General features: G+C 35.2%; 20 protein-coding genes and 1 tRNA gene. 6 read left to right on the forward strand and 15 right to left on the reverse strand.

The features are described 5' to 3' along the window. Nucleotides 1-96: 96 nt before the first annotated feature. The 8 genes from G7A72_RS08030 to pdxA form a co-directional block, all read right to left on the reverse strand. Nucleotides 97-387 (reverse strand): hypothetical protein, encoded by a 291-nt coding sequence (locus G7A72_RS08030; protein ID WP_165152089.1) that lies wholly within the window; start codon nucleotides 385-387, stop codon nucleotides 97-99. A 33-nt stretch (nucleotides 388-420) separates the two neighbouring features. Next, nucleotides 421-717 carry a hypothetical protein gene (locus G7A72_RS08035; RefSeq protein ID WP_165152090.1) on the reverse strand — a complete coding sequence of 99 codons (297 nt, stop codon included), beginning with the start codon at nucleotides 715-717 and terminating at the stop codon, nucleotides 421-423. Between the two features lie 265 nt (nucleotides 718-982). Then, complete coding sequence (gene accC, locus G7A72_RS08040; RefSeq protein WP_113664915.1) at nucleotides 983-2329, reverse strand: acetyl-CoA carboxylase biotin carboxylase subunit; 1347 nt, start codon at nucleotides 2327-2329, stop codon at nucleotides 983-985. A 98-nt stretch (nucleotides 2330-2427) separates the two neighbouring features. Beyond that, nucleotides 2428-2907 carry an acetyl-CoA carboxylase biotin carboxyl carrier protein gene (gene accB / locus G7A72_RS08045; protein WP_113634146.1) on the reverse strand — a complete coding sequence of 160 codons (480 nt, stop codon included), beginning with the start codon at nucleotides 2905-2907 and terminating at the stop codon, nucleotides 2428-2430. A 23-nt stretch (nucleotides 2908-2930) separates the two neighbouring features. Further along, entirely contained in the window at nucleotides 2931-3929 is a 999-nt protein-coding gene (locus G7A72_RS08050; protein ID WP_113634147.1) for a beta-ketoacyl-ACP synthase III, read from the reverse strand. A gap of 172 nt (nucleotides 3930-4101) precedes the next feature. After that, the gene (gene rpmF, locus G7A72_RS08055; RefSeq protein WP_007137315.1) at nucleotides 4102-4296 is read right to left on the reverse strand and encodes a 50S ribosomal protein L32; all 195 of its coding nucleotides are present in this window, start codon (nucleotides 4294-4296) and stop codon (nucleotides 4102-4104) included. Between the two features lie 9 nt (nucleotides 4297-4305). Next, nucleotides 4306-4848 (reverse strand): DUF177 domain-containing protein, encoded by a 543-nt coding sequence (locus G7A72_RS08060; RefSeq protein WP_165152091.1) that lies wholly within the window; start codon nucleotides 4846-4848, stop codon nucleotides 4306-4308. An 85-nt stretch (nucleotides 4849-4933) separates the two neighbouring features. Then, nucleotides 4934-5983: a 4-hydroxythreonine-4-phosphate dehydrogenase PdxA gene (gene pdxA / locus G7A72_RS08065; protein WP_165152092.1), complete on the reverse strand. Its 1050-nt coding sequence runs from the start codon at nucleotides 5981-5983 to the stop codon at nucleotides 4934-4936. Between the two features lie 58 nt (nucleotides 5984-6041). Here pdxA and G7A72_RS08070 point away from each other — a divergent pair, with 58 nt between their 5' ends. Continuing rightward, nucleotides 6042-6629 (forward strand): riboflavin synthase, encoded by a 588-nt coding sequence (locus G7A72_RS08070; protein WP_113665462.1) that lies wholly within the window; start codon nucleotides 6042-6044, stop codon nucleotides 6627-6629. Between the two features lie 406 nt (nucleotides 6630-7035). Here the strand turns inward: G7A72_RS08070 and G7A72_RS08075 are convergent. Together G7A72_RS08075 and mce are read right to left on the reverse strand one after the other, a co-directional pair. Next, nucleotides 7036-7109: transfer RNA gene (locus G7A72_RS08075), tRNA-Ile, on the reverse strand. Nucleotides 7110-7251: 142 nt separating this feature from the next. After that, nucleotides 7252-7653, reverse strand: a complete 402-nt coding sequence (mce, locus tag G7A72_RS08080; RefSeq protein WP_165152093.1) for a methylmalonyl-CoA epimerase — start codon at nucleotides 7651-7653, stop codon at nucleotides 7252-7254. Nucleotides 7654-7871: 218 nt separating this feature from the next. On the opposite strand from mce, the gene G7A72_RS08085 reads away from it, so the two are divergent. Then, a complete protein-coding gene (locus G7A72_RS08085) occupies nucleotides 7872-9530 on the forward strand; it encodes an Ig-like domain-containing protein (protein ID WP_165152094.1) in 1659 nt (552 codons plus the stop codon). Here the strand turns inward: G7A72_RS08085 and G7A72_RS08090 are convergent. After that, nucleotides 9527-10297: an amidohydrolase gene (locus G7A72_RS08090; protein WP_165152095.1), complete on the reverse strand. Its 771-nt coding sequence runs from the start codon at nucleotides 10295-10297 to the stop codon at nucleotides 9527-9529. The two genes, G7A72_RS08085 and G7A72_RS08090, sit on opposite strands and share 4 nt — an antisense overlap. A 71-nt stretch (nucleotides 10298-10368) precedes the next feature. Between G7A72_RS08090 and G7A72_RS08095 the strand changes: the two genes are divergently transcribed. After that, nucleotides 10369-10932: a hypothetical protein gene (locus G7A72_RS08095; RefSeq protein WP_165152096.1), complete on the forward strand. Its 564-nt coding sequence runs from the start codon at nucleotides 10369-10371 to the stop codon at nucleotides 10930-10932. An 81-nt stretch (nucleotides 10933-11013) separates the two neighbouring features. Here the strand turns inward: G7A72_RS08095 and G7A72_RS08100 are convergent, their stop codons facing one another. From G7A72_RS08100 to G7A72_RS08110, 3 genes are all read right to left on the reverse strand, one after another. Then, the gene (locus G7A72_RS08100; RefSeq protein WP_113664908.1) at nucleotides 11014-11760 is read right to left on the reverse strand and encodes a succinate dehydrogenase/fumarate reductase iron-sulfur subunit; all 747 of its coding nucleotides are present in this window, start codon (nucleotides 11758-11760) and stop codon (nucleotides 11014-11016) included. A gap of 69 nt (nucleotides 11761-11829) precedes the next feature. Beyond that, nucleotides 11830-13830 carry a fumarate reductase/succinate dehydrogenase flavoprotein subunit gene (locus tag G7A72_RS08105; protein WP_165152097.1) on the reverse strand — a complete coding sequence of 667 codons (2001 nt, stop codon included), beginning with the start codon at nucleotides 13828-13830 and terminating at the stop codon, nucleotides 11830-11832. 13 nt (nucleotides 13831-13843) lie between these two features. Next, the gene (locus G7A72_RS08110) at nucleotides 13844-14509 is read right to left on the reverse strand and encodes a succinate dehydrogenase cytochrome b subunit (protein WP_113664906.1); all 666 of its coding nucleotides are present in this window, start codon (nucleotides 14507-14509) and stop codon (nucleotides 13844-13846) included. A 368-nt stretch (nucleotides 14510-14877) separates the two neighbouring features. Between G7A72_RS08110 and G7A72_RS08115 the strand changes: the two genes are divergently transcribed. Then, the gene (locus G7A72_RS08115) at nucleotides 14878-16239 is read left to right on the forward strand and encodes a hydroxymethylglutaryl-CoA synthase family protein (protein WP_165153711.1); all 1362 of its coding nucleotides are present in this window, start codon (nucleotides 14878-14880) and stop codon (nucleotides 16237-16239) included. 77 nt (nucleotides 16240-16316) lie between these two features. Here the strand turns inward: G7A72_RS08115 and G7A72_RS08120 are convergent, their stop codons facing one another. Beyond that, nucleotides 16317-17798 (reverse strand): helix-turn-helix domain-containing protein, encoded by a 1482-nt coding sequence (locus tag G7A72_RS08120; protein WP_165152098.1) that lies wholly within the window; start codon nucleotides 17796-17798, stop codon nucleotides 16317-16319. A 119-nt stretch (nucleotides 17799-17917) separates the two neighbouring features. On the opposite strand from G7A72_RS08120, the gene aceB reads away from it, so the two are divergent. Both aceB and aceA read left to right on the forward strand, forming a co-directional pair. Next, the gene (aceB, locus tag G7A72_RS08125) at nucleotides 17918-19519 is read left to right on the forward strand and encodes a malate synthase A (RefSeq protein ID WP_165152099.1); all 1602 of its coding nucleotides are present in this window, start codon (nucleotides 17918-17920) and stop codon (nucleotides 19517-19519) included. Between the two features lie 46 nt (nucleotides 19520-19565). Further along, nucleotides 19566-20846 carry an isocitrate lyase gene (aceA, locus tag G7A72_RS08130; RefSeq protein WP_131990435.1) on the forward strand — a complete coding sequence of 427 codons (1281 nt, stop codon included), beginning with the start codon at nucleotides 19566-19568 and terminating at the stop codon, nucleotides 20844-20846. Nucleotides 20847-20915 lie beyond the last annotated feature (69 nt).

The following is a 20915-nucleotide window of genomic DNA, read 5'->3' on the forward strand; positions in this document are numbered from 1 at the left end:
AAATAAAGTTATTTAAGTTGTATTCTCATAATTTTTTGCAAAAAAAAGAGAGACTGTGAAAACAATCTCTCTTTTTAAAATAAAAATTTCCCTAAATTATTTATTTATCCAGTTTCCAGCTGCATCCGCATAAACAGTAGCTTTTTGGTCTTTAACTGTGATTTCTAGTTTATATTCTTTTTTTGAATTGATGTATGCTTTTCCGAGAACTGCTCCCGGATAGGCTGTTTCTAGCGCTTTTTTGACAGCATCAGGAACTTTTTCAACTTCAATATATCCTTCTTGAAGAACAGAAGATTGATTTTGTACCTGCACTGTTGGAACTTCCCTCGCATAACTTGATAAACTTCCTAAAACGATTGCTGCTGATAAGAGTAACTTTTTCATACTATTTTATTTTAATTGCTATTATTTAATCTTTTATTTTTGAATCCATTTTCCGGTTTCATCTGCAAACAGATTTCCTTTTTTATCTCCAAGAGTTATATCTAATTTGTACTCCTTTTTTGCATTGATGTATGCTTTGTCTAAAATCGCACTAGGATAAGTAGCCTTCAACGCCTCAGTAATTGCAACTGGAACTTCTTCAAGTTTCATTTCGGTATATTCTTCTTGAACCGTTACTGTTTTTGTGACCTCATTTGTGTTTGGAACTGAAGTAGCATAAGTTGATAAACTTCCTAAAACAATTGCTGCGGATAAAATTAATTTTTTCATGATATGTGTTTTTTAAATTATTTATTTGTTATTGTTGTTTAGTATAATAGAATAATCATACCATTCTTCAAACGTTACACAAAACAGCTCTAAACCCTTTAAAAACAACGTTTTTTAAAATTTAATAATTTTTTTATTTGGGAAAAGTGGGTAATCAACTGAGTAACGTGTATAATTTTTACACAAAAACAGATCGCATTTGAAACTATTTTAAACAAAAAAACCTTGCATCACTGCAAGGTTTTTTAACGTAATTGTATAATTTCTATTCTGGATCGTTCATTTTGAAAGTATCCATAAATGCAGTTGTATAATCTCCAGCAATGTAACGAGGATCATCCATTAACTGTCTGTGAAAAGGAATAGTCGTTTTTATACCTTCGATAACAAATTCATCTAAGGCTCTTCTCATCTTACTAATTGCCTCTTCACGAGATTGTGCCGTTGTAATCAACTTCGCAATCATTGAATCATAATTTGGCGGAATAGTATAACCAGAATACACATGCGTATCTAAACGAACACCGTGTCCTCCAGGCATATGCAATGTAGTGATTTTCCCTGGTGAAGGACGAAAATCATTATAAGGATCTTCCGCGTTGATACGACATTCAATAGCGTGTAATTGAGGTAAATAATTTCTACCTGAAATCGCAACTCCAGCTGCAACAAGAATTTGCTCACGAATTAAATCATAATCAATAACCTGTTCCGTAATAGGATGCTCCACTTGTATACGCGTATTCATTTCCATGAAGTAGAAATTGCGGTGTTTATCCACTAAGAATTCTACCGTTCCAGCTCCTTCATACTTGATATATTCTGCCGCTTTAACTGCTGCTTCTCCCATTTTCTGACGCAATTCGTCAGTCATAAAAGGAGATGGAGTTTCTTCCGTTAATTTCTGATGACGTCTTTGCACGGAGCAGTCTCTTTCAGAAAGATGACATGCTTTACCGTAGGCATCACCCACAACTTGAATTTCGATATGACGAGGCTCTTCGATTAATTTCTCCAGATACATTCCGTCATTTCCAAAAGCTGCAGCAGATTCCTGACGGGCACCTTCCCAAGCTTTTAATAATTCATCTTCTTTCCAAACCGCACGCATTCCTTTACCACCACCACCAGCAGTTGCTTTAAGCATTACTGGAAAACCAAAATCTCTCGATAATTGTAGGGCTTGATCATACGATTCTAAAATCCCTACTGAACCAGGAACACAAGGGACGCCTGCTTCAATCATAGTCGATTTAGCGGAAGCTTTGTCTCCCATTCGATCAATCATTTCAGGAGATGCTCCAATGAATTTGATACCATGTTCTTGACAAATTTTAGAAAATTTAGAATTTTCAGAAAGAAATCCGTATCCCGGATGTATTGCATCTGCATTTGTAATCTCTGCAGCAGCAATTATATTCGACATCTTCAAATAGGACAAGTTACTTGGAGGTGGTCCTATACAAACCGCTTCATCAGCAAACTTAACGTGTAAACTTTCGGCATCAGCAGTAGAATAAACAGCTACCGTTTTAATACCCATTTCCTTGCACGTTCTAATTACGCGTAACGCAATTTCCCCTCTATTTGCAATTAATATTTTTTTAAACATCTTTTTTTGAAATTTTAAATGTTGAATTTTAAATTTTAAATTATTTCAAATAACGAAAACTCATCACTCAAAATTTATAATTTATAATTTATAATTTCTTATGATGGATCTACTAAGAATAAAGGTTGGTCAAATTCAACTGGCGACATATCGTCAACCAATATTTTTACAATTTTACCAGAAATTTCAGATTCAATTTCATTAAATAATTTCATGGCTTCAATTACACAAAGTACGTCACCTTTCGAAATTGTTTTACCTACTTCAACAAACATTGGTTTATCCGGAGATGGTTTTCTATAAAAAGTTCCAATGATTGGTGATTTTATAGTGATATAATGAGCGTTTTCTACTACAGGAACTTCTGGAGCAGCTGCTACTGGCGCAATTTGCTGAGGAACTGCCGCTTGCTGAAGTGGTGCTTGAGCAGGCATTTGCTGAACATACGTGGTTTCTGTTACATTTCCTTCCAAAGTTGTTCTGATAGTGATTTTTACATCATCCATCTCCAACTTAACTTCTGCAACTCCTGAATTTGCTACAAACTTGATAAGATTTTGAATTTCTTTTAAATCCATAATTATTTGTTTTTAGTTTAAATTTATTTTTTGTCGTACGCCCATTTTAGATAAATAGAACCCCATGTGAATCCTCCACCAAAAGCGGCTAAAATTATCGTGTCTCCTTTTTTGAATAAATGTTCAAAATCGCTAAGTACTAATGGTAAAGTAGCAGAAGTGGTATTTCCATATTTTTCGATATTCATCAGCACTTTAGAATCCTCTAGATTCATTCTATTTGCTGTTGCATCGATGATACGTTTATTGGCTTGATGAGGAACTAACCAATCTACATCTTCATTTGTCAAATTATTCCTTTTCAAAATTAATTCGCTTGAATCAGCCATATTTGTCACAGCATATTTAAACACTGTTTTCCCATCTTGTATAATATTATGCCTTTTTTCTTTTATTGTATCAATAGAAGTTGGATGAAGTGAACCTCCAGCATCAATTTTTAAAAAATCCCTGCCAATTCCGTCACTGCGCAAGTATTCGTCTTGCAATCCTAATCCTTCATAATTAGGTTCGAATAATACTGCACCAGCGCCATCACCAAAAATAATACAAGTTGATCTATCAGTATAATCAACAATAGAGGACATCTTATCAGCACCAATTAAAAGTACTTTTTTATATCTACCGGATTGTATGTAAGCAGCTGCGGTTGACATTCCAAATAAGAAACTGGAACAAGCAGCCTGCAAATCATAAGAAAAAGCATTAGTTGCTCCAATTTGAGTAGCAACATATACACCTGTAGCAGCAACTGGCATATCCGGCGTAGCGGTTGCCATAATCAACAAATCTATTTCCAGCGGATCGATATTAGCCTTGGCTAATAAATCTTGTGCCGCTTTTATGGCCAAAAAAGAAGTTCCTTTTTCATCATCTTTTAGGATTCTTCTTTCTTTTATTCCTGTACGAGAGGTGATCCACTCGTCATTGGTATCCACCATAGCTTCAAGAGCTTTGTTCGTTAGTACAAAGTCTGGAACATAGGCTCCAACAGCGGTAATTGCGGCTGTAATTGTATTCATCGTATGCGTTTATTTCTAGCCAAATGTTGCCATTTGAAAATTTTTTAAAAGACTCGAAATTTACAAAAAAAATTCCACTCTGATTGATTTGGAACTTCTTATTTAATTAAAATTATAGACAACAAAAAAACTCTCACGATGTGAGAGTTCGAATATCATTTACAAAAATGTATTAAGCAACAGCTACAGATTTATCTATAACAACTTGCCCTCTGTAGTACATTTTACCTTCATGCCAGTAAGCTCTGTGGTATAAGTGTGCTTCTCCAGTGATAGGACAAGTAGCGATTTGTGCTACAGTAGCTTTGTAATGTGTTCTTCTTTTATCTCTTCTTGTTTTGGAGATTTTTCTCTTAGGATGCGCCATTTTACTATATTATTTATCCGTTAATAGTTGCTTTAATTTGTCCCATCGCGGGTCAATATTTTCTTCTTCTTTATTTTCTTCTTTTATTTCTTTTACTGCAAGCTCATTCAGCTTAGTCAAAGCTTCCGTTTGTAAACTTCCGTCTTTTATGCCTGGATGAACACGTCTTAGAGGCACTGACAACACAATCATTTCATAAACATATTGTGCAATATCTATTTCAAATTCTCCGTGAGGTAAAATTAACAATTCCTCATTGTCATTATTAAATTCTTCACCAAAACGAACTATTAATTTCATCTTGCCTTTGATTGGCATATCAAAATCTTCGCTGGTAAGATCACAAGGTACATTTACAACACCTTTATGCTTAAAACTCAACTCTAACAGCGTACTTTTCTTCTCTAAAACTACATTTACTTTGATATTTGAATTTTGATATTCATTATAATCAAAGATTTCAAAGAACGCATTACTGATTTGATACTCAAAATGATGTTTCCCTAGCTTTAATCCTATAAAAGGAATTAAATATTCTTTTGTGTTCTTCATTTCAACAACAATTTGCCCCTAAACTTCGGGAGTGCAAAGATATAAAATTATTGCAAAACTAATAATGTTATTCACTTTTTTTTGTTCACAACTGCTTTTCTTTTGTTTTCAATGGTTTTTCACTGATTTCGGCATATTGATTTCTTGAGTGATAAATATCCAATGCCAGATATACCGCCTCTTTAAAAGAGTTGAAATCCGCTATTCCCTTTCCTGCTATGTCGTAAGCAGTACCATGATCCGGCGAAGTTCTTATCTTATTTAAACCCGCAGTATAATTCACTCCTTTACCAAAAGACAATGTTTTAAAAGGAATCAGCCCTTGATCGTGATAAGTAGCTATAACAGCATCGTATTTCTCGTATTGGTTACTGCCAAAAAAACCATCGGCAGCAAAGGGCCCAAAAACCAAAGTTCCTTTGTCAAATATTTTTTTTAATGCAGGTTTCAGTATCAAGTCATCCTCACTACCAATAACTCCACCGTCACCACAATGTGGGTTCAATCCCAAAACTGCAATTTTAGGTTTATTTATGCTGAAATCTTGAATCAAAGACTGTTTTATGGTTTCAATTTTTTTCTTGATTAGCTCCTCCGTAAGATGAGATGCCACTTCACTTAAAGGAATATGATCCGTCAACAATCCTACTCTTAAATTATCCTGAACCATCAACATAAGTGCATTCCCTTCTAATTCCTGATCTAAATAATCCGTATGCCCCGGAAACTTAAACTCCTCAGACTGGATATTATATTTATTTATAGGCGCCGTTACCAACACATCAACCAAGCCTTCTTTCAAAGCTTTAGTTGCAGCAACAAATGATTTTATCGCGTATTCTCCGGCTTTTGAATCATTTACACCCAGATTCAAATCCACACTTTCTCTCCAAAGATTCAAAACATTAATTTTCCCAGGGACAATTTGATCTAGTTTATCAATACCATGAAGCAAAGAAGTCGATTGAAAACTTTTTTTTACAAAAGACAACAACTTAACATTCGCAAAGATAACAGGAGTACACAACTCTAACATACGAGAATCCTCGAATGTTTTTAAAACAACCTCGCTTCCAATACCGTTTAAATCTCCAATAGAAATTCCTACGATTATATTTTCTGCTTTTTTCATCATGACATACCGTTATTTATTGCTAATTTTGAAGTGCAAATTTAGTAAAATAAAACAAGAAATGTTTACAGGAATCATAGAAACCCTTGGCACCATCCAAGAAATAAAAAAAGAGAACACTAACGTGCACATCACGATGAATTCATCGATTACCGGCGAACTTCAAATAGACCAAAGCGTTGCTCATAACGGAATATGCCTTACGGTTGTTGCCCTAAATGACACTTTTTACACAGTAACAGCGATAGACGAAACCATAAAAAAAACAAACCTATCCGACTGGAAAATTGGCGACAGCGTCAATCTGGAAAGAGCTATGAAACTAGGCGACCGACTTGACGGACACATCGTACAAGGACATGTGGACCAAATAGGCACCTGCATTACCGCCGAAGAAACTGACGGAAGCTGGCTTTACACTTTTGAATATGATGAAAACCTAAACAACATCACCATAGAAAAAGGATCCGTCACAGTAAATGGAGTTAGTTTGACAGTTGTAGACTCAAAAAAAAATCAGTTTAGTGTAGCTATTATCCCTTACACCCATGAACACACCAATTTCAACACTTTTGAAGTAGGCACAAGAATAAATCTGGAATTTGATGTCATAGGAAAATATGTTTCCCGATTGTATGCAAACAAATAACAATTCCACTCCATCATAAAACAAAAAACTCCAATTTACATTGGAGTTTTTTGTTTTATTTTAAAATTATAAATGATGTAAATTCCAAATAGTAAGGCGATTATCATTACTACATATATATTTTCATCTATAGGCAAAATTGGGGGAGTCGGAGGTTTTCTACTAGTAGGCGCAGGAGGATTTCCATTAGCAATTACACTAAAAATGCTAAAAAAAAAGAGAATAAAACACAACGCATTTTTCTGAACTATTTTCATAATATCAAATATAAAAATCTATTTTTAAAAAACAAATCATCTTCAATCCTAATTCAACTAATAAGTGTCTTTTTTATAAAAGTGCAAGACAAACTCATTCAACTAAAAATTTTATAAATAAAAAAACCGCACTAAATTAGTGCGGTTTGTGGTCCCACCTGGGCTCGAACCAGGGACCACCTGATTATGAGTCAGGTGCTCTAACCAGCTGAGCTATAGGACCGGTTTAGAGTGTGCAATATTACCACTATTTTTCATTTGCTCCAAATATTTTTGACTTAGATTTGAATATAGTTCAATTATTAGCTTTATTAAAACAGAAACCAGCTGAATATTAGATTACTACCCATTTACCCATAATAAAATTATTTTATTTCCTGGCACAATTCAATCAAAACACCATTCGTACTTTTTGGATGCAAAAATGCAACTAACTTATTATCAGCTCCTTTTTTTGGAGTTTCATTCAAGATTACAAATCCTTCCTTTTTCAAACGCGCTATTTCCGAAACAATATCTTCCACATCAAAAGCAATATGATGAATTCCCTCTCCCTTTTTTTCCAGAAACTTAGCAATTGGACTTTCTGGGTTAGTTGCCGCAAGAAGTTCAATCTTATTGGGTCCATTCAAAAAAAAAGAAGTTGTTACTCCTTCACTTTCTACCGCTTCAAATTTATATGCCGGAGCGCCAAAAAGTTTTTCGAAAATTAAATTCGATACTTCCAGGTCTTTAACAGCGATCCCTATGTGTTCTATTTTTCTCATTATATATGTTTTGAAAGCAACGCTACTTTGGTTTGAAAATTCAAATATCGCTACTAATTAATATTGTACCACTTACTGATGTAAAATTAAACATTAAAAATAAAAAAAGTAAGCAATTTAAAAAGTAAGGGGAATTAAATCACTCATAATAATTCATTAAAAAATTTCGATTGCATGAATTATAATTGTTATTTTGTAAATTCTAATTATGATTTGATATGTTGAAAAACAATTTAAAATATACCTTCTTTCTATTGCTTTTAATTACTGTTGGATGTGCAAAAAGAGGATCCATTACTGGCGGTTTGAAAGATACAATCGCCCCTGTTTTAAAGGCAAGTTTTCCGGAAAATTTTAGCAAAAACTTCAAAGGAAACGAAATCAAACTAGTTTTTGACGAGAACATTAAACTCAAAAATCTCAACAAACAGTTGATTATTTCACCCCCAATGAAAAACGAACCGTTGATTTTACCTACAACGGCAAGCAAAACGATTACCATAAAAATCAAAGACACGCTTCAACCCAACACAACCTACAGCTTTAATTTTGGCCAAAGCATCGCTGATAATAATGAAGGAAATCCATTCAATCAATTTAAATATGTGTTTTCTACGGGCAATTATATTGACTCTTTAAGCCTTGGAGGAACAGTAAAAAGCGCCTATGACAAAGAAGTTGAGTCATTCGTTTCAGTTATGCTTTATGACGTGAACGACACTTTTAAAGATTCAATAGTATATAATGAGAGCCCAAGATATGTAACAAACACATTAGATAGCTTGAAGACTTTTAGTTTTGAGAATTTAAAAGCCGGAAAATATCTACTTGTAGCCATGAAAGACTACAATAGCAATAACAAATACAATCCAAAAACAGACAAAATTGGGTTTAGCACAGACTTTATTACTATTCCGAATGATACGCTTTACGAGTTAGAATTATTCAAGGAGTCGCTTCCTTTCAAAACTTTTAAACCAAGCCAAGCATCTGGAAACAGACTGTTCGTGGGATACGAAGGCAATGTGAATTCAGCAGCTGCAAGTCCAAAAATAGTACTAAAAACCAACAATGACATCTTGTCTACGATTATTACTAAATTCCCAAAAAAGGATTCGTTACAAGTCTGGTACAAACCCATCAAAGTTGATTCGCTGAATTTGGCTGTAGCCAAAGACAAATACGAAGCGAACTTCAATTTTAAAATCAAAGACCAGAAAAAAGATACATTAAAGATTTCAGCAATCCAAACAGGCAACCTGAAATTCCGAGAGCGCTTTGCACTAGAAAGTTCGACTCCAATAATTCGCGTTGAAAATTCGAAAATAAGTGTGATCAACAATTCAAAAACCGCAGTGGTTTTTACATCAGAATACGATGAGTTTAATCAAAAATTGTATTTTGACTTCAAAAAGGAACCTTCGGGAAATTATACTTTTAAACTCTTACCCGGAGCGCTGACTGATTTTTTTGAACAAACAAATGACACTTTAACGTATAAATTAAGCACTAAGAGTACTGCTGAGTACGGGAATCTCACTGTGTCATTAGAAAACATCAAACAATTTCCTGTTATTGTTGAACTCACTAATACAAAAGGCGATGTTTTGACCACTGAATACACTGATAAAAACACCACCGTAGACTTTAATTTAATTGAACCTGCACTTTATACCTTGCGCGCTATTTATGACACCAACAAAAACAAGGAGTGGGATCCCGGAAATTATTTAGAAAAGCGTCAGGCAGAAGAAGTAATTTATTTCTCCAAAGAAATTGATGTTCGTGCTAATTGGGATGTAAATCAAATTTTTGATTTGAGCATTCCCTACACTCCAGAACCTAAAAAGACAACCGATACGAAAAATCAGAATTAGCTATTTTTTATTTCAAAACAATCTCTGTCGTTCAAAAAACCTAATTTTTGTCTGGTTTCCAGCATTTTTTCTTGGTCTAGCTGTACTGTAAAACAGCCTTCAGATTCTTCTGGTTTCAGTACATAATTCCCTAGAAAATCGACTGCTTGCGAGTGCCCAATGTACTCATAACCATTTGCATCAGCACCGATTCTGTTAACGCCAATGGCATAACTCATGTTTTCTATCGCTCGGGCTTTTAATAAAGCATCCCAAGCATTGGTTCTTATTTTTGGCCAACTTGCCACATAAATCAACAAGTCATAATCCTCACTATTTCTGGAAAAAGCAGGAAATCTCAAATCATAACAAATCAACGGACAAATTTTCCAACCCAAATAGTCTACAACTATTTTTTGGTTACCACTCGTATAAACTTTGTCTTCTCCAGCCAAAGTAAACAAATGCCTTTTATCATAAAATTGAATTGCTCCAGAAGGAAAAACAAACACTAATCGATTGTAGAAATTTCCGTTTTCCTTTATCACTAAACTTCCTGTTATTGCGCTATTTCTGGCTTTTGCCAATGCTTTAAGCCAAGTTATTGTTTCGCCTTGCATTGTTTCAGCAACATTCTCAGGGCTCATCGTAAAACCCGAAGTAAACATTTCCGGCAATACAATTAAATCAACTGCCGAAGTAATTGAATTGATTCTTGCTTCAAAGTAATTGCGATTTGACTGTGGATTTTCCCAAATTAAAGGAGCTTGGATCAGGGTGACTTGCATGATTTTATTTTTTATAAAAATAAGAAATATCACAATACCAGAAGTTCATTATATTAGCAAAAAATAATTTTATGAAAAAGATACTTCTTGTATGCGCACTGTTATGCTCTATTTTAATTTTTGGACAAGAGAAATCAGAAGCAAAACAATTTTGGGAAAACCTGCAAAAACAATGTGGAAAATCCTTTGAAGGAGAAGTCAAAGAAGGCGCTGCCAATGACACTTTTCGGGATAAAAAACTAGTAATGCATATTCGCAACTGTGACGAAAATACGATTCGGATTCCGTTTTTTGTAGGAGAGGACAAATCAAGAACTTGGGTATTAACATACAAAAATGACCGAATCCAATTGAAACACGATCACCGCCACGAAGACGGCTCCGAAGATAAGGTGACACAATACGGCGGAACAGCATCTAATTCTGGTTCAGCAACGCTTCAGTTTTTTCCAGCAGATCAACAAACCTGTAATTTACTTCCAAATGCTTCCGCAAATGTCTGGTGGATTACTTTAGACGAAACTTCTTTTACCTATAACTTAAGACGCATCGGTTCTGACCGACTGTTTACCGTAAAATTTGACTTGACAAAAACAGTAACAACACCTTCCGCACCTTGGGGATGGAAAGATTAATTTAAGATTGATTATTTTGCATAAAAAAAACGCATTCAACTTTGACATTGAGTGCGTTTTTTAATTATATACTTTGAATCTTTATCCTTTTAAACTTGCAGATAAATATTCTCTATTCATTCTGGCAATGTTTTCAAGAGAAATTCCTTTTGGACATTCTACTTCACAAGCCCCAGTATTGGTACAGTTACCAAAACCTTCAGCATCCATTTGAGCAACCATGTTCAATACACGATCAGCAGCTTCTACTTTTCCTTGCGGTAATAAAGCGTATTGTGAGACTTTTGCAGACACAAAAAGCATTGCAGAAGAGTTTTTACAAGATGCTACACAAGCACCACAACCAATACAAGTTGCAGCATCAAACGCTCTATCAGCATCATGTTTAGGAATAGGAATTGCGTTAGCATCAGTAGGTTTCCCTGAAGTATTGATGGATACAAATCCACCCGCGTGCTGGATTCTATCAAAAGCGCTTCTATCGACTACTAAATCCTTAATTACAGGAAAAGCCTTTGCTCTAAAAGGCTCAATGTAGATTGTATCACCATCTTTAAACATTCTCATGTGCAATTGACAAGTAGGAACCCCTCTATCTGGTCCATGTGCTTCTCCGTTGATGTACAAGGAACATGAACCACAAATTCCTTCGCGACAATCATGATCAAAAGACACAGGCAAATCTCCTTTATTTATTAAACCTTCGTTTAGAACGTCTAACATTTCAAGAAAAGACATATCCTCTTCAATTCCATCTAATGGATATTCAACGATTTCTCCTTTTGCTTTGGCGTTTTTCTGACGCCATATTTTTAATGTAAGTTTCATATTTTCTTTAGTTTGAAAGTCGCACTATAAAAAGTCGTTTCCATACGACTTTCGATATTGAACTAATTCCTATTTATAACTACGAGTTACTAGTTTAACATTGTCGTACACCAATGGTTCTTTATGAAGTACAGCCTCGCTTGGTTTACCCATGTATTCCCATGCTGCAACATAAGCAAAGTTCTCATCATCACGTTGTGCTTCACCGTCCTCAGATTGGTACTCCTCACGGAAGTGACCTCCACAAGATTCGTTTCGGTGCAAGGCATCTTTAGCAAACAATTCACCCAACTCCAAGAAGTCGGCCACACGACCCGCTTTGTCTAACTCTTGATTAAAACTGTTCGCATCACCTGGCACTTTTACATCTTTATAGAACTCTTCTCTTAACGCTGCAATTTCTTCGATTGCTTCATTTAATCCTTTCGCATTACGAGCCATACCAACTTTATTCCACATGATTTTTCCAAGTTTTTTGTGGAAATAATCAACAGAATGTGTTCCATTATTATTGATAAACTGATCAATACGAGCTTTTACATTTTTCTCTGCTTCAATAAATTCAGGTAAATCAGTAGAAATTTTTCCTGTCTTGATATCTGGAGCTAAATAATCTCCTATTGTGTAAGGCAATACAAAGTAACCATCAGCTAAACCTTGCATTAATGCAGAAGCTCCTAACCTGTTTGCTCCATGATCAGAGAAATTTGATTCTCCAATAGAAAAACAACCAGGAATAGTCGTCTGTAAGTTATAATCTACCCAAGTTCCACCCATAGTATAGTGTACAGCAGGATAAATCATCATTGGTGTTGTGTACGGATTCTCATCAACGATTTTCTCGTACATTTGGAATAAATTTCCGTATTTATTAGCTACAAGTGCAGCACCTAATTTTGTTATTAATGCGGCATCATTAGCATCTAAACCTTTTACGTATGCTTGTTCTTTACCGTAGCGTTCAATCGCTGCCGCAAAATCTAAGTACACTGCTTCACCAGTTTTGTTAACTCCAAAACCAGCATCACATCTCTCTTTAGCAGCTCGAGAAGCAATATCTCTAGGTACTAAGTTTCCAAAAGCTGGATAGCGACGCTCTAAATAATAATCTCTGTCTGCTTCAACAATTTGTGTTGGTTTCAATTTTCCTTCACGAATAGATTTCGCATCCTCTAATTTTGCTGGAACCCAAATTCGTCCGTCATTACGCAAGGATTCGGACATCAATGTCAATTTAGATTGGTGATCTCCTGAAACTGGGATACAAGTAGGGTGAATTTGTGTATAACAAGGATTAGCAAAAAAAGCTCCTTTTTTATGTATTTTCCAAGCAGCAGTTGCGTTACTTCCCATAGCATAAGTTGATAGGAAAAATACATTTCCGTAACCTCCCGAGGCAATAACTACGGCATGCGCTGAGTGTCTTTCTATTTCTCCGGTCACTAAATCGCGAGCAATAATTCCTCTAGCTTTACCATCCACTACCACTAAATCTTGCATTTCGTGACGTGTGTACGATTTAATCTTTCCACGACCAATTTGACGGTTCATAGCAGAATAAGCACCTAGTAACAATTGTTGACCTGTTTGTCCTTTAGCGTAAAATGTTCTTGCGACTAAAGTTCCTCCAAATGACCTGTTGTCAAGAAGTCCACCATATTCACGTGCCAATGGAACACCTTGCATTACACACTGATCAATAATGTTTACAGATACTTCTGCAAGTCTATGTACGTTTGCTTCTCTAGAGCGGTAATCACCACCTTTTACAGTATCATAAAACAAACGGAAAGTTGAATCTCCATCTCCTTGATAATTTTTCGCAGCATTAATCCCACCTTGTGCCGCAATTGAGTGAGCACGACGAGGAGAATCCTGAAAGCAAAATGTTTTTACGTTATATCCTAATTCAGCTAATGTTGCAGCAGCAGAACTACCTGCAAGACCCGTTCCAACAACGATAATATCAATATTACGTTTATTAGCTGGGTTTACTAAATTAATATGATCTTTATAATTTGTCCATTTGTCCGCTATTGGACCATTTGGAATTTTTGAATCTAATGCCATTTATAATTTAATATTAATGATTAAAATGATGAAATAATGCAATAAAAATGAAACCGAAAGGAACTACAATTGCAAAAGCATATCCTAATGTATGTAACGATCTTGAGTATTTATTATTGAACCCAACTGATTGAAAAGAAGAGTTGAAACCGTGCCATAAGTGCAAGGATAGCAATAAAAATGATACACAATAAATCCCTGTACGCACTGGACTAACAAATTTATGAGTCAACTCTGCAAAGTAACGAGTCTCGTTAAGCGGATTAACCTCTACATATTTATAAACCATTTCAGGAACCCAAAAATCATAAAAGTGTAGCAAAATGAAAGCCAGAACCACAGCCCCAGAAACAATCATATTACGTGATGCCCAAGATGAATTAGCCGCTCCATTGTTCTTAATGTAGTTAATTGGTCTTGCACTTCTATTTTTAAAGTCCAAAACAAATCCCATTACGAAGTGAAAAATAACTCCCACAATAAGAATTGGCTGGATTACAAACTGAACCAATGGATTATTTCCCATAAAATGAGAAATAGAGTTAAAAGTATCAGGACTAAAAACCGAGGTACTGTTTATAAAAAAATGTTGTGCTAAAAATAAAATTAAGAAAAGTCCAGAAAGCGCCATAGCGACTTTTTTTGCTATCGATGACTTTAATAATGCAGATTTTGCCATAGGAATTTGTATGAATTAATTTAAAAATCATACAAAAATAGAGCAATTAGTAATGAACTACAACCTTTTCGTTATAATTTATAATGATTTTAAAGTGTTAAGACCTAAATTCCAATAATTTGCTATTAACCAGCACTTAAGATGCTAAAAGTCTGTTATTTAGTTAAACAAAAGCAAATAATCGCACAATTTTATTGCAGCTGCTATTTACTATAATCCTCGTAAATAGGGATTTAATTTATCATATCAATAATTTTGATTAGGTAATTTTTTTAAATTCCTAAAAGTTTAATAAACACTATTTTTAGAACCCTAAAAAAACTGTCATTAAACTCCTAAATTTTACTTTTATAAGAAAAAAAATTATGATGAAAACAGGAATTGACGCTATCTCTTTTGATGTTGCAAAAATACATTTACCCATAAATACTTTGGCAAAAGCCAGAAATATCGAACCCGAAAAACTAGAAAAAGGACTGGGCTTAATCAAAATGACATTGCCAGACATACATCAAGACACGGTAGTTTTTGGTGCCAATGCATTGACCAAATTAATTTCAGACAACAACATAAACCTCAACGAAATTGCCCGAATTTATGTAGGAACTGAAAGCGCCATTGACAGCTCAAAACCAATAAGCTCGTTTTTGATTGCATTGATGGAACAAAAATTTGGAGAAAACACGTTATCAGAATGTGATGTGGTTGATTTTACTTTTGCTTGTATTGGCGGAGTTGATGCCATACAAAACTGTATTGATTTTGTAACATTGAATCCAACAAAAAAAGCAATTGTTGTCACTACTGATTTTGCAAAATACGATTTAAACTCTACCGGAGAATACACACAAGGTGCTGGCGCTTTAGCAATGCTGATAACTTCAAATCCAAGAATTATTGCTTTCGAAAACAATTGGGCAACCAGCACAAAAGGAGTTTTTGACTTTTTTAAACCGTTCCGAACGATTTCGAAAACAGCAATTACAGGAAACACAACTAATGAACCGTGGTTTGAAAATTTAGAAAGTGAAGTTGAAATCCACAAAGACCAACCCGTTTTTGACGGTCAATATTCGAATCAATGCTATATGGATCGAACGAGAGACGCTTATTTTTCATTCAAAAAATTAAAAAATACCACCGAAACTGTTTACGATTCCTGGAAAAGTATTGTCATGCACTTGCCTTATGCTTTTCAGGGACGCAGAATGTTATCTGAAATTTATGCTTTGGACGCATCCAATACAATTATCACTGGAGATGAAGACACTTCGGAATACCAAAATAAATTGAAAGAAATCAGCAAATCAGAAGCCTACAAAGAATTTATAAATGAAAAATTAATGCCTGCCGAAATCGCTTCTTCTCTAATTGGAAATCTATACACAGGTTCTATTTTCATGGGACTACTATCAACTTTGGCTCATTTTTATGATACTGAAAAAGAAATAAGCGGCAGTAAATTTGGCTTTCTTGCGTACGGAAGCGGCTCAAAATCAAAGGTTTTTGAAGGAACCATTCAAAAAGACTGGAAATTAGCAATTGCTGACGTCAATCTTTTTGAAACAATAGAAAAAAGTTACGAAATTGACTTTGAAACTTACAACAAACTGCATAAAAAGGAACAAAAAATCAGCGTTCGAACTCCAAAAACTGAATGGCTTTTGGATCGAATTGAAAATGAAATTCCTAATTTAATTGGTGCTCGTTATTACAAATGGGTGGATTAATTTTATACTTCTAAAAAAAGCACCGAAAGCTCAAATTTGAATTATCGGTGCTTTTTTATTTAAAATTCAGCATTCCGCTAACTGAATTTTGCCATGTATTGTTGCACAATTAAATCCGTATTTTCGTTGCGCATTTTTTGCTCTAATTGTATTGGTGGCGAAGCGCGTTCCAAACAATTTTTAACGGCACAAGTTTCACAAGTAACCCCGACAATCTGTTTCTTAAGCGAATCATTCTCGATGAACTTAAATTTTTTCTTCATTCCCGGCGTAATCAAAATTCCTACCGATATACTGCGGATACAATCTACTTTAAACGGATCCGGTGTTGCGGATGAAAAAACAAGATATTCATTTTTGCTGTTTTCATAACTGGATATTTGCGCATCAAAAAAATGGCTTTTCTTTTGCTTCAAAGATTGCTCTATTGTACGAATAGAAACCCATCTTCGGCAGTAATGTTCATTCATTTCATTAGCGTGCGGTTCCTGCTGGTTCGTGATATGCAATTCCTTTTTTATCTGATACGTATCCGTTCCTATTTGATGCGACAATCTCAGAAAGAAAAGGTTCTTCAACTGAAAGTCTTTTGGCAAAATATTAGTCAACCTTTGATAGAACGATTCGGGCGAAACATTAAAACCGCTCATCAATGCAATCATTTCCTGTGGTTTTGGATCTGTTTTAGACAAAAATAAATTCAGTTCGTCTATCAATTTTTGTCTTGGAATAAGTAAGGCTCCTGCAAAATAAGAAGCATAAAAGTTGTTCAAAACCTGATCGAAGTTATCAAACTTAATCCAGCTGAACGTATATAATCTTTCGGTGATTTCAAGGTAATTATACGCAATTTCCTTGGCCAAGATAAACGCTTTTTGAGGTTCATCAATATCTAAGGAAAGAAGTAACGTCTTGCTTTTTGGCACAAAAATCGATCTCAAATCCCCCAATTGTTCTTGCTCCGAAAAAACGAGTTCTTTTATCGTATAACCATACTCTTCTATTAAAATCGCCGTGAGTTCTTCGATCGAAATTTTAGCTTCAATATTCACGTGAAACGCTTTCAAAAACTGCAACACCTTCTGTTCTAAATCTTCAAAATAGTTTGTGTGGGCTTCTTGATAGGAACGCAACGAAGCCAAAAAGAAACTCTCTCTTGTCAAATTGTAATGTTGTGCAATCTCGATAATCGTGCTGATAAACGCATTGACTTTTGCAGGTGCATTAGCAATAATGTCGATAAGATCGTTTTCCTGAATTCCGAAAATCTCCAGAGGAATCTCTTTTAAAATTCCCGATTTTAAAATTTCTCCAATGGGCGCCAGATTATTATCCAGTTTCAACGACACCATATTATCATAGGAAATATCGAGTTTTTCGGCTAACAGAATAATTTTATCCGTTTTTGGATACTTTTTCCCTTTTTCTATTTCGTTTAAATACGATTTTGAAAGGTCTGTGATTTTTGCCAAACCAAATAGTGACAGATTCTTATTGGTGCGAGCCTGCTTGAGTTTAAGCCCAAAAATTAACTTGATATAATCCTTTTCTATATTCATAATAATCAAATGTAATCATAAAAATATAATCCGCAAAAAAAATATTTTTAATTTTTAGCGTACGTTCGCTTGTTTTGTAAAAAACTTTTCGTAACATTGTCATGTAAAACATATTAACCATGAAAGCAAATACCGAAACAACCGAAAAATCGTTACAGTTTTCCAATGAAACGAAAGTGCATTATCCAGAAATTTTGACGGACAAGGCCATTAATTTTATTGTAGAACTTCACGAGCGATTCAATGCCAAAAGACTTTTGTTATTAGACGAAAGAAAAAAACAACAGGATTTATTCGATCAAGGTGCCTTACCAACTTTTCCTGCTGAGACCAAAAGCATCAGAGAAAGTAATTGGAAAGCGGCGCAAACACCAAACGATTTATTAGATCGAAGAGTCGAAATAACCGGTCCAGTCGACAGAAAAATGGTCATTAATGCATTGAATTCGGGTGCAAAAACATTCATGGCTGATTTTGAAGACAGCACTTCTCCTACTTGGAGCAACTTAATGACGGGACAGCAAAACCTGAAAGATGCGGTAAATAAAACCATTGCTCTTGAAGATACTATAAAGAATAAAAAATACAGTCTGAACGAAAAAACTGCAGTACTGCTTGTTCGTCCAAGAGGATTGCATTTGCCTGAAAAAAATATTTTGATTAACGGAGAACAAACTTCAGGATCACTAATTGACTTCGGATTATATGCTTTTCACAATCATAAGCAACTTATTGAAGATGGAACGGCACCGTATTTTTACATTCCAAAACTGGAACATTATCTGGAAGCAAGATGGTGGAATGAAGTTTTCGAATTTACGCAGGAATATTTAGGCGTAAAAAACGGAACATTCAAAGCCACGGTTTTAATCGAAACAATAACTGCCAGTTTTCAATTAGACGAAATTATCTTTGAATTGAAAGAGCATATTGTAGGCCTTAATTGCGGGCGATGGGATTACATTTTTTCATACATCAAAAAACTAAGAAAGAACCCAGCTTTCATCGTTCCAAACAGAGATCAGGTGACGATGACTTCTCCATTTATGAGTGCGTATTCCCAATTAGTTATTCAACGATGCCACAAACGAAACATTCACGCAATTGGTGGAATGGCAGCGCAAATTCCGATAAAAAACAACGAAGAAGCTAATAAAATTGCTTTCGATAAAGTAATCGCCGACAAAGAACGGGAAGTAAAAAATGGTCATGACGGCACTTGGGTCGCACATCCGGATTTGGTTTCACTTGCTATGACAGTTTTCGATAAATACATGCCGAGTAAAAACCAAATTCAGGTAAAAAGAGAAGACGTACACGTTACCGAAAGTGATTTGCTCGAAACTCCAAAAGGAACCATTACCGAGGAAGGTGTTCGAAAAAACATTAGTATTTCCGTTTTATACATCGCTTCATGGCTTAACGGACAAGGCGCCGCAGCGTTACACAATTTGATGGAAGATGCTGCTACTGCTGAGATTTCGAGATCGCAATTGTGGCAATGGTTACAAAACGAAGTCGTTTTGGACAATAAAAAAACATTAAATACAAATTATTATCATCGTATAGCGATGGAGGAATTTGAAAAAATCAGAAAGCTTGTTGGAGATGAAAATCATGAAAAACAAAAATACAGATTAGCGGAACAATTATTAGATATTCTAGTCGTGAACGACAATTTTATCGAATTTTTGACCATTCCTGGATACAAATACATTTAAAAAATCAATTACAATCCCTATTAACAAACAACCAAAAAAAAGAAAAATGAAAACTACAGAAACAAGAATTCAAGAATTAGTTACCGACTGGATTACAAACCCAAGATGGAATGGTATTGAGCGCCCCTATACTGCTGAAGAAGTTGTAAAATTGCAAGGTTCGTATCAAATAGAACATAGTGTTGCCAGAATTGGAGCGAATACTTTATGGAATAAACTAAATTCCCAAGATTTTGTAGCCGGACTTGGCGCGCTTACAGGAAACCAAGCCATTCAAGAAGTAGAGGCAGGATTAGATGCTATTTATTTGAGCGGTTGGCAAGTTGCCGCTGATGCAAATGTAGCCGGAGAAATGTATCCTGACCAATCTTTATATCCTGCTAACAGCGTTCCATTGGTAGTAAAACGAATCAATAATGCGCTTTTGAGAGCGGATCAAATACAAGTGGTTAACGGAACAGCTGACAAAAAAGAATACTTAGTTCCTATTGTGGCTGATGCCGAAGCTGGTTTTGGTGGAAACCTGAATGCTTTCGAATTAATGAAATCGATGATTGAAGCAGGAGCTGCCGGAGTTCACTTTGAAGACCAATTGAGTTCTGCTAAAAAATGCGGCCACTTAGGAGGAAAAGTTTTGGTTCCTACGCAAGAAGCCATCAATAAATTGATTGCGGCTCGATTAGCAGCTGACGTGATGGGAACGCCAACAATTGTTGTGGCCCGTACAGATGCTGATGCAGCCAACTTATTGACTAGCGATATTGACCCAAGAGATGCTAAATTCATCACAGGAGAGAAAACTGGAGAAGGCTTTTTCTACGTAAATTGTGGCGTGGAGCAAGGAATTGACAGAGGATTGAGTTACGCGCCTTATGCTGATTTAATCTGGATGGAAACCAGTAATCCGGATCTGGATTACGCAAGACAATTTGCTGAAGGAATTCACGCAAAATTCCCAGGAAAAATGTTGGCTTACAATTGTTCGCCTTCTTTCAACTGGGCTGCAAAATTATCCGTTGCTGAAATGGAAACATTCCGCGAAGATCTTGCAGCAATGGGATACAAGTTCCAATTCATCACTTTAGCCGGATTCCACGCATTGAATACAAGCATGTTCGAATTGTCTAAAGCCTACAAAGAAAGAGGAATGGCAGGCTATTCTGAATTGCAGGAAAGAGAATTTGCTTTGCAAAAACATGGTTTCAAAGCAGTAAAACATCAAGGTTTCGTAGGAACATCCTATTTTGATGCGGTACAAAATACCGTGACAATTGGAAAATCTTCTACAACCGCAATGAAAGATTCTACAGAAGTAGCTCAGTTTTAAATAAAGTAGCAACCATAAAAAAAACACGATTTCAGATGGAATCGTGTTTTTTGTTTTTAAAATAAAAAG

Source organism: Flavobacterium sp. Sr18, from assembly GCF_011064265.1.
GTDB lineage: Bacteria > Bacteroidota > Bacteroidia > Flavobacteriales > Flavobacteriaceae > Flavobacterium > Flavobacterium petrolei.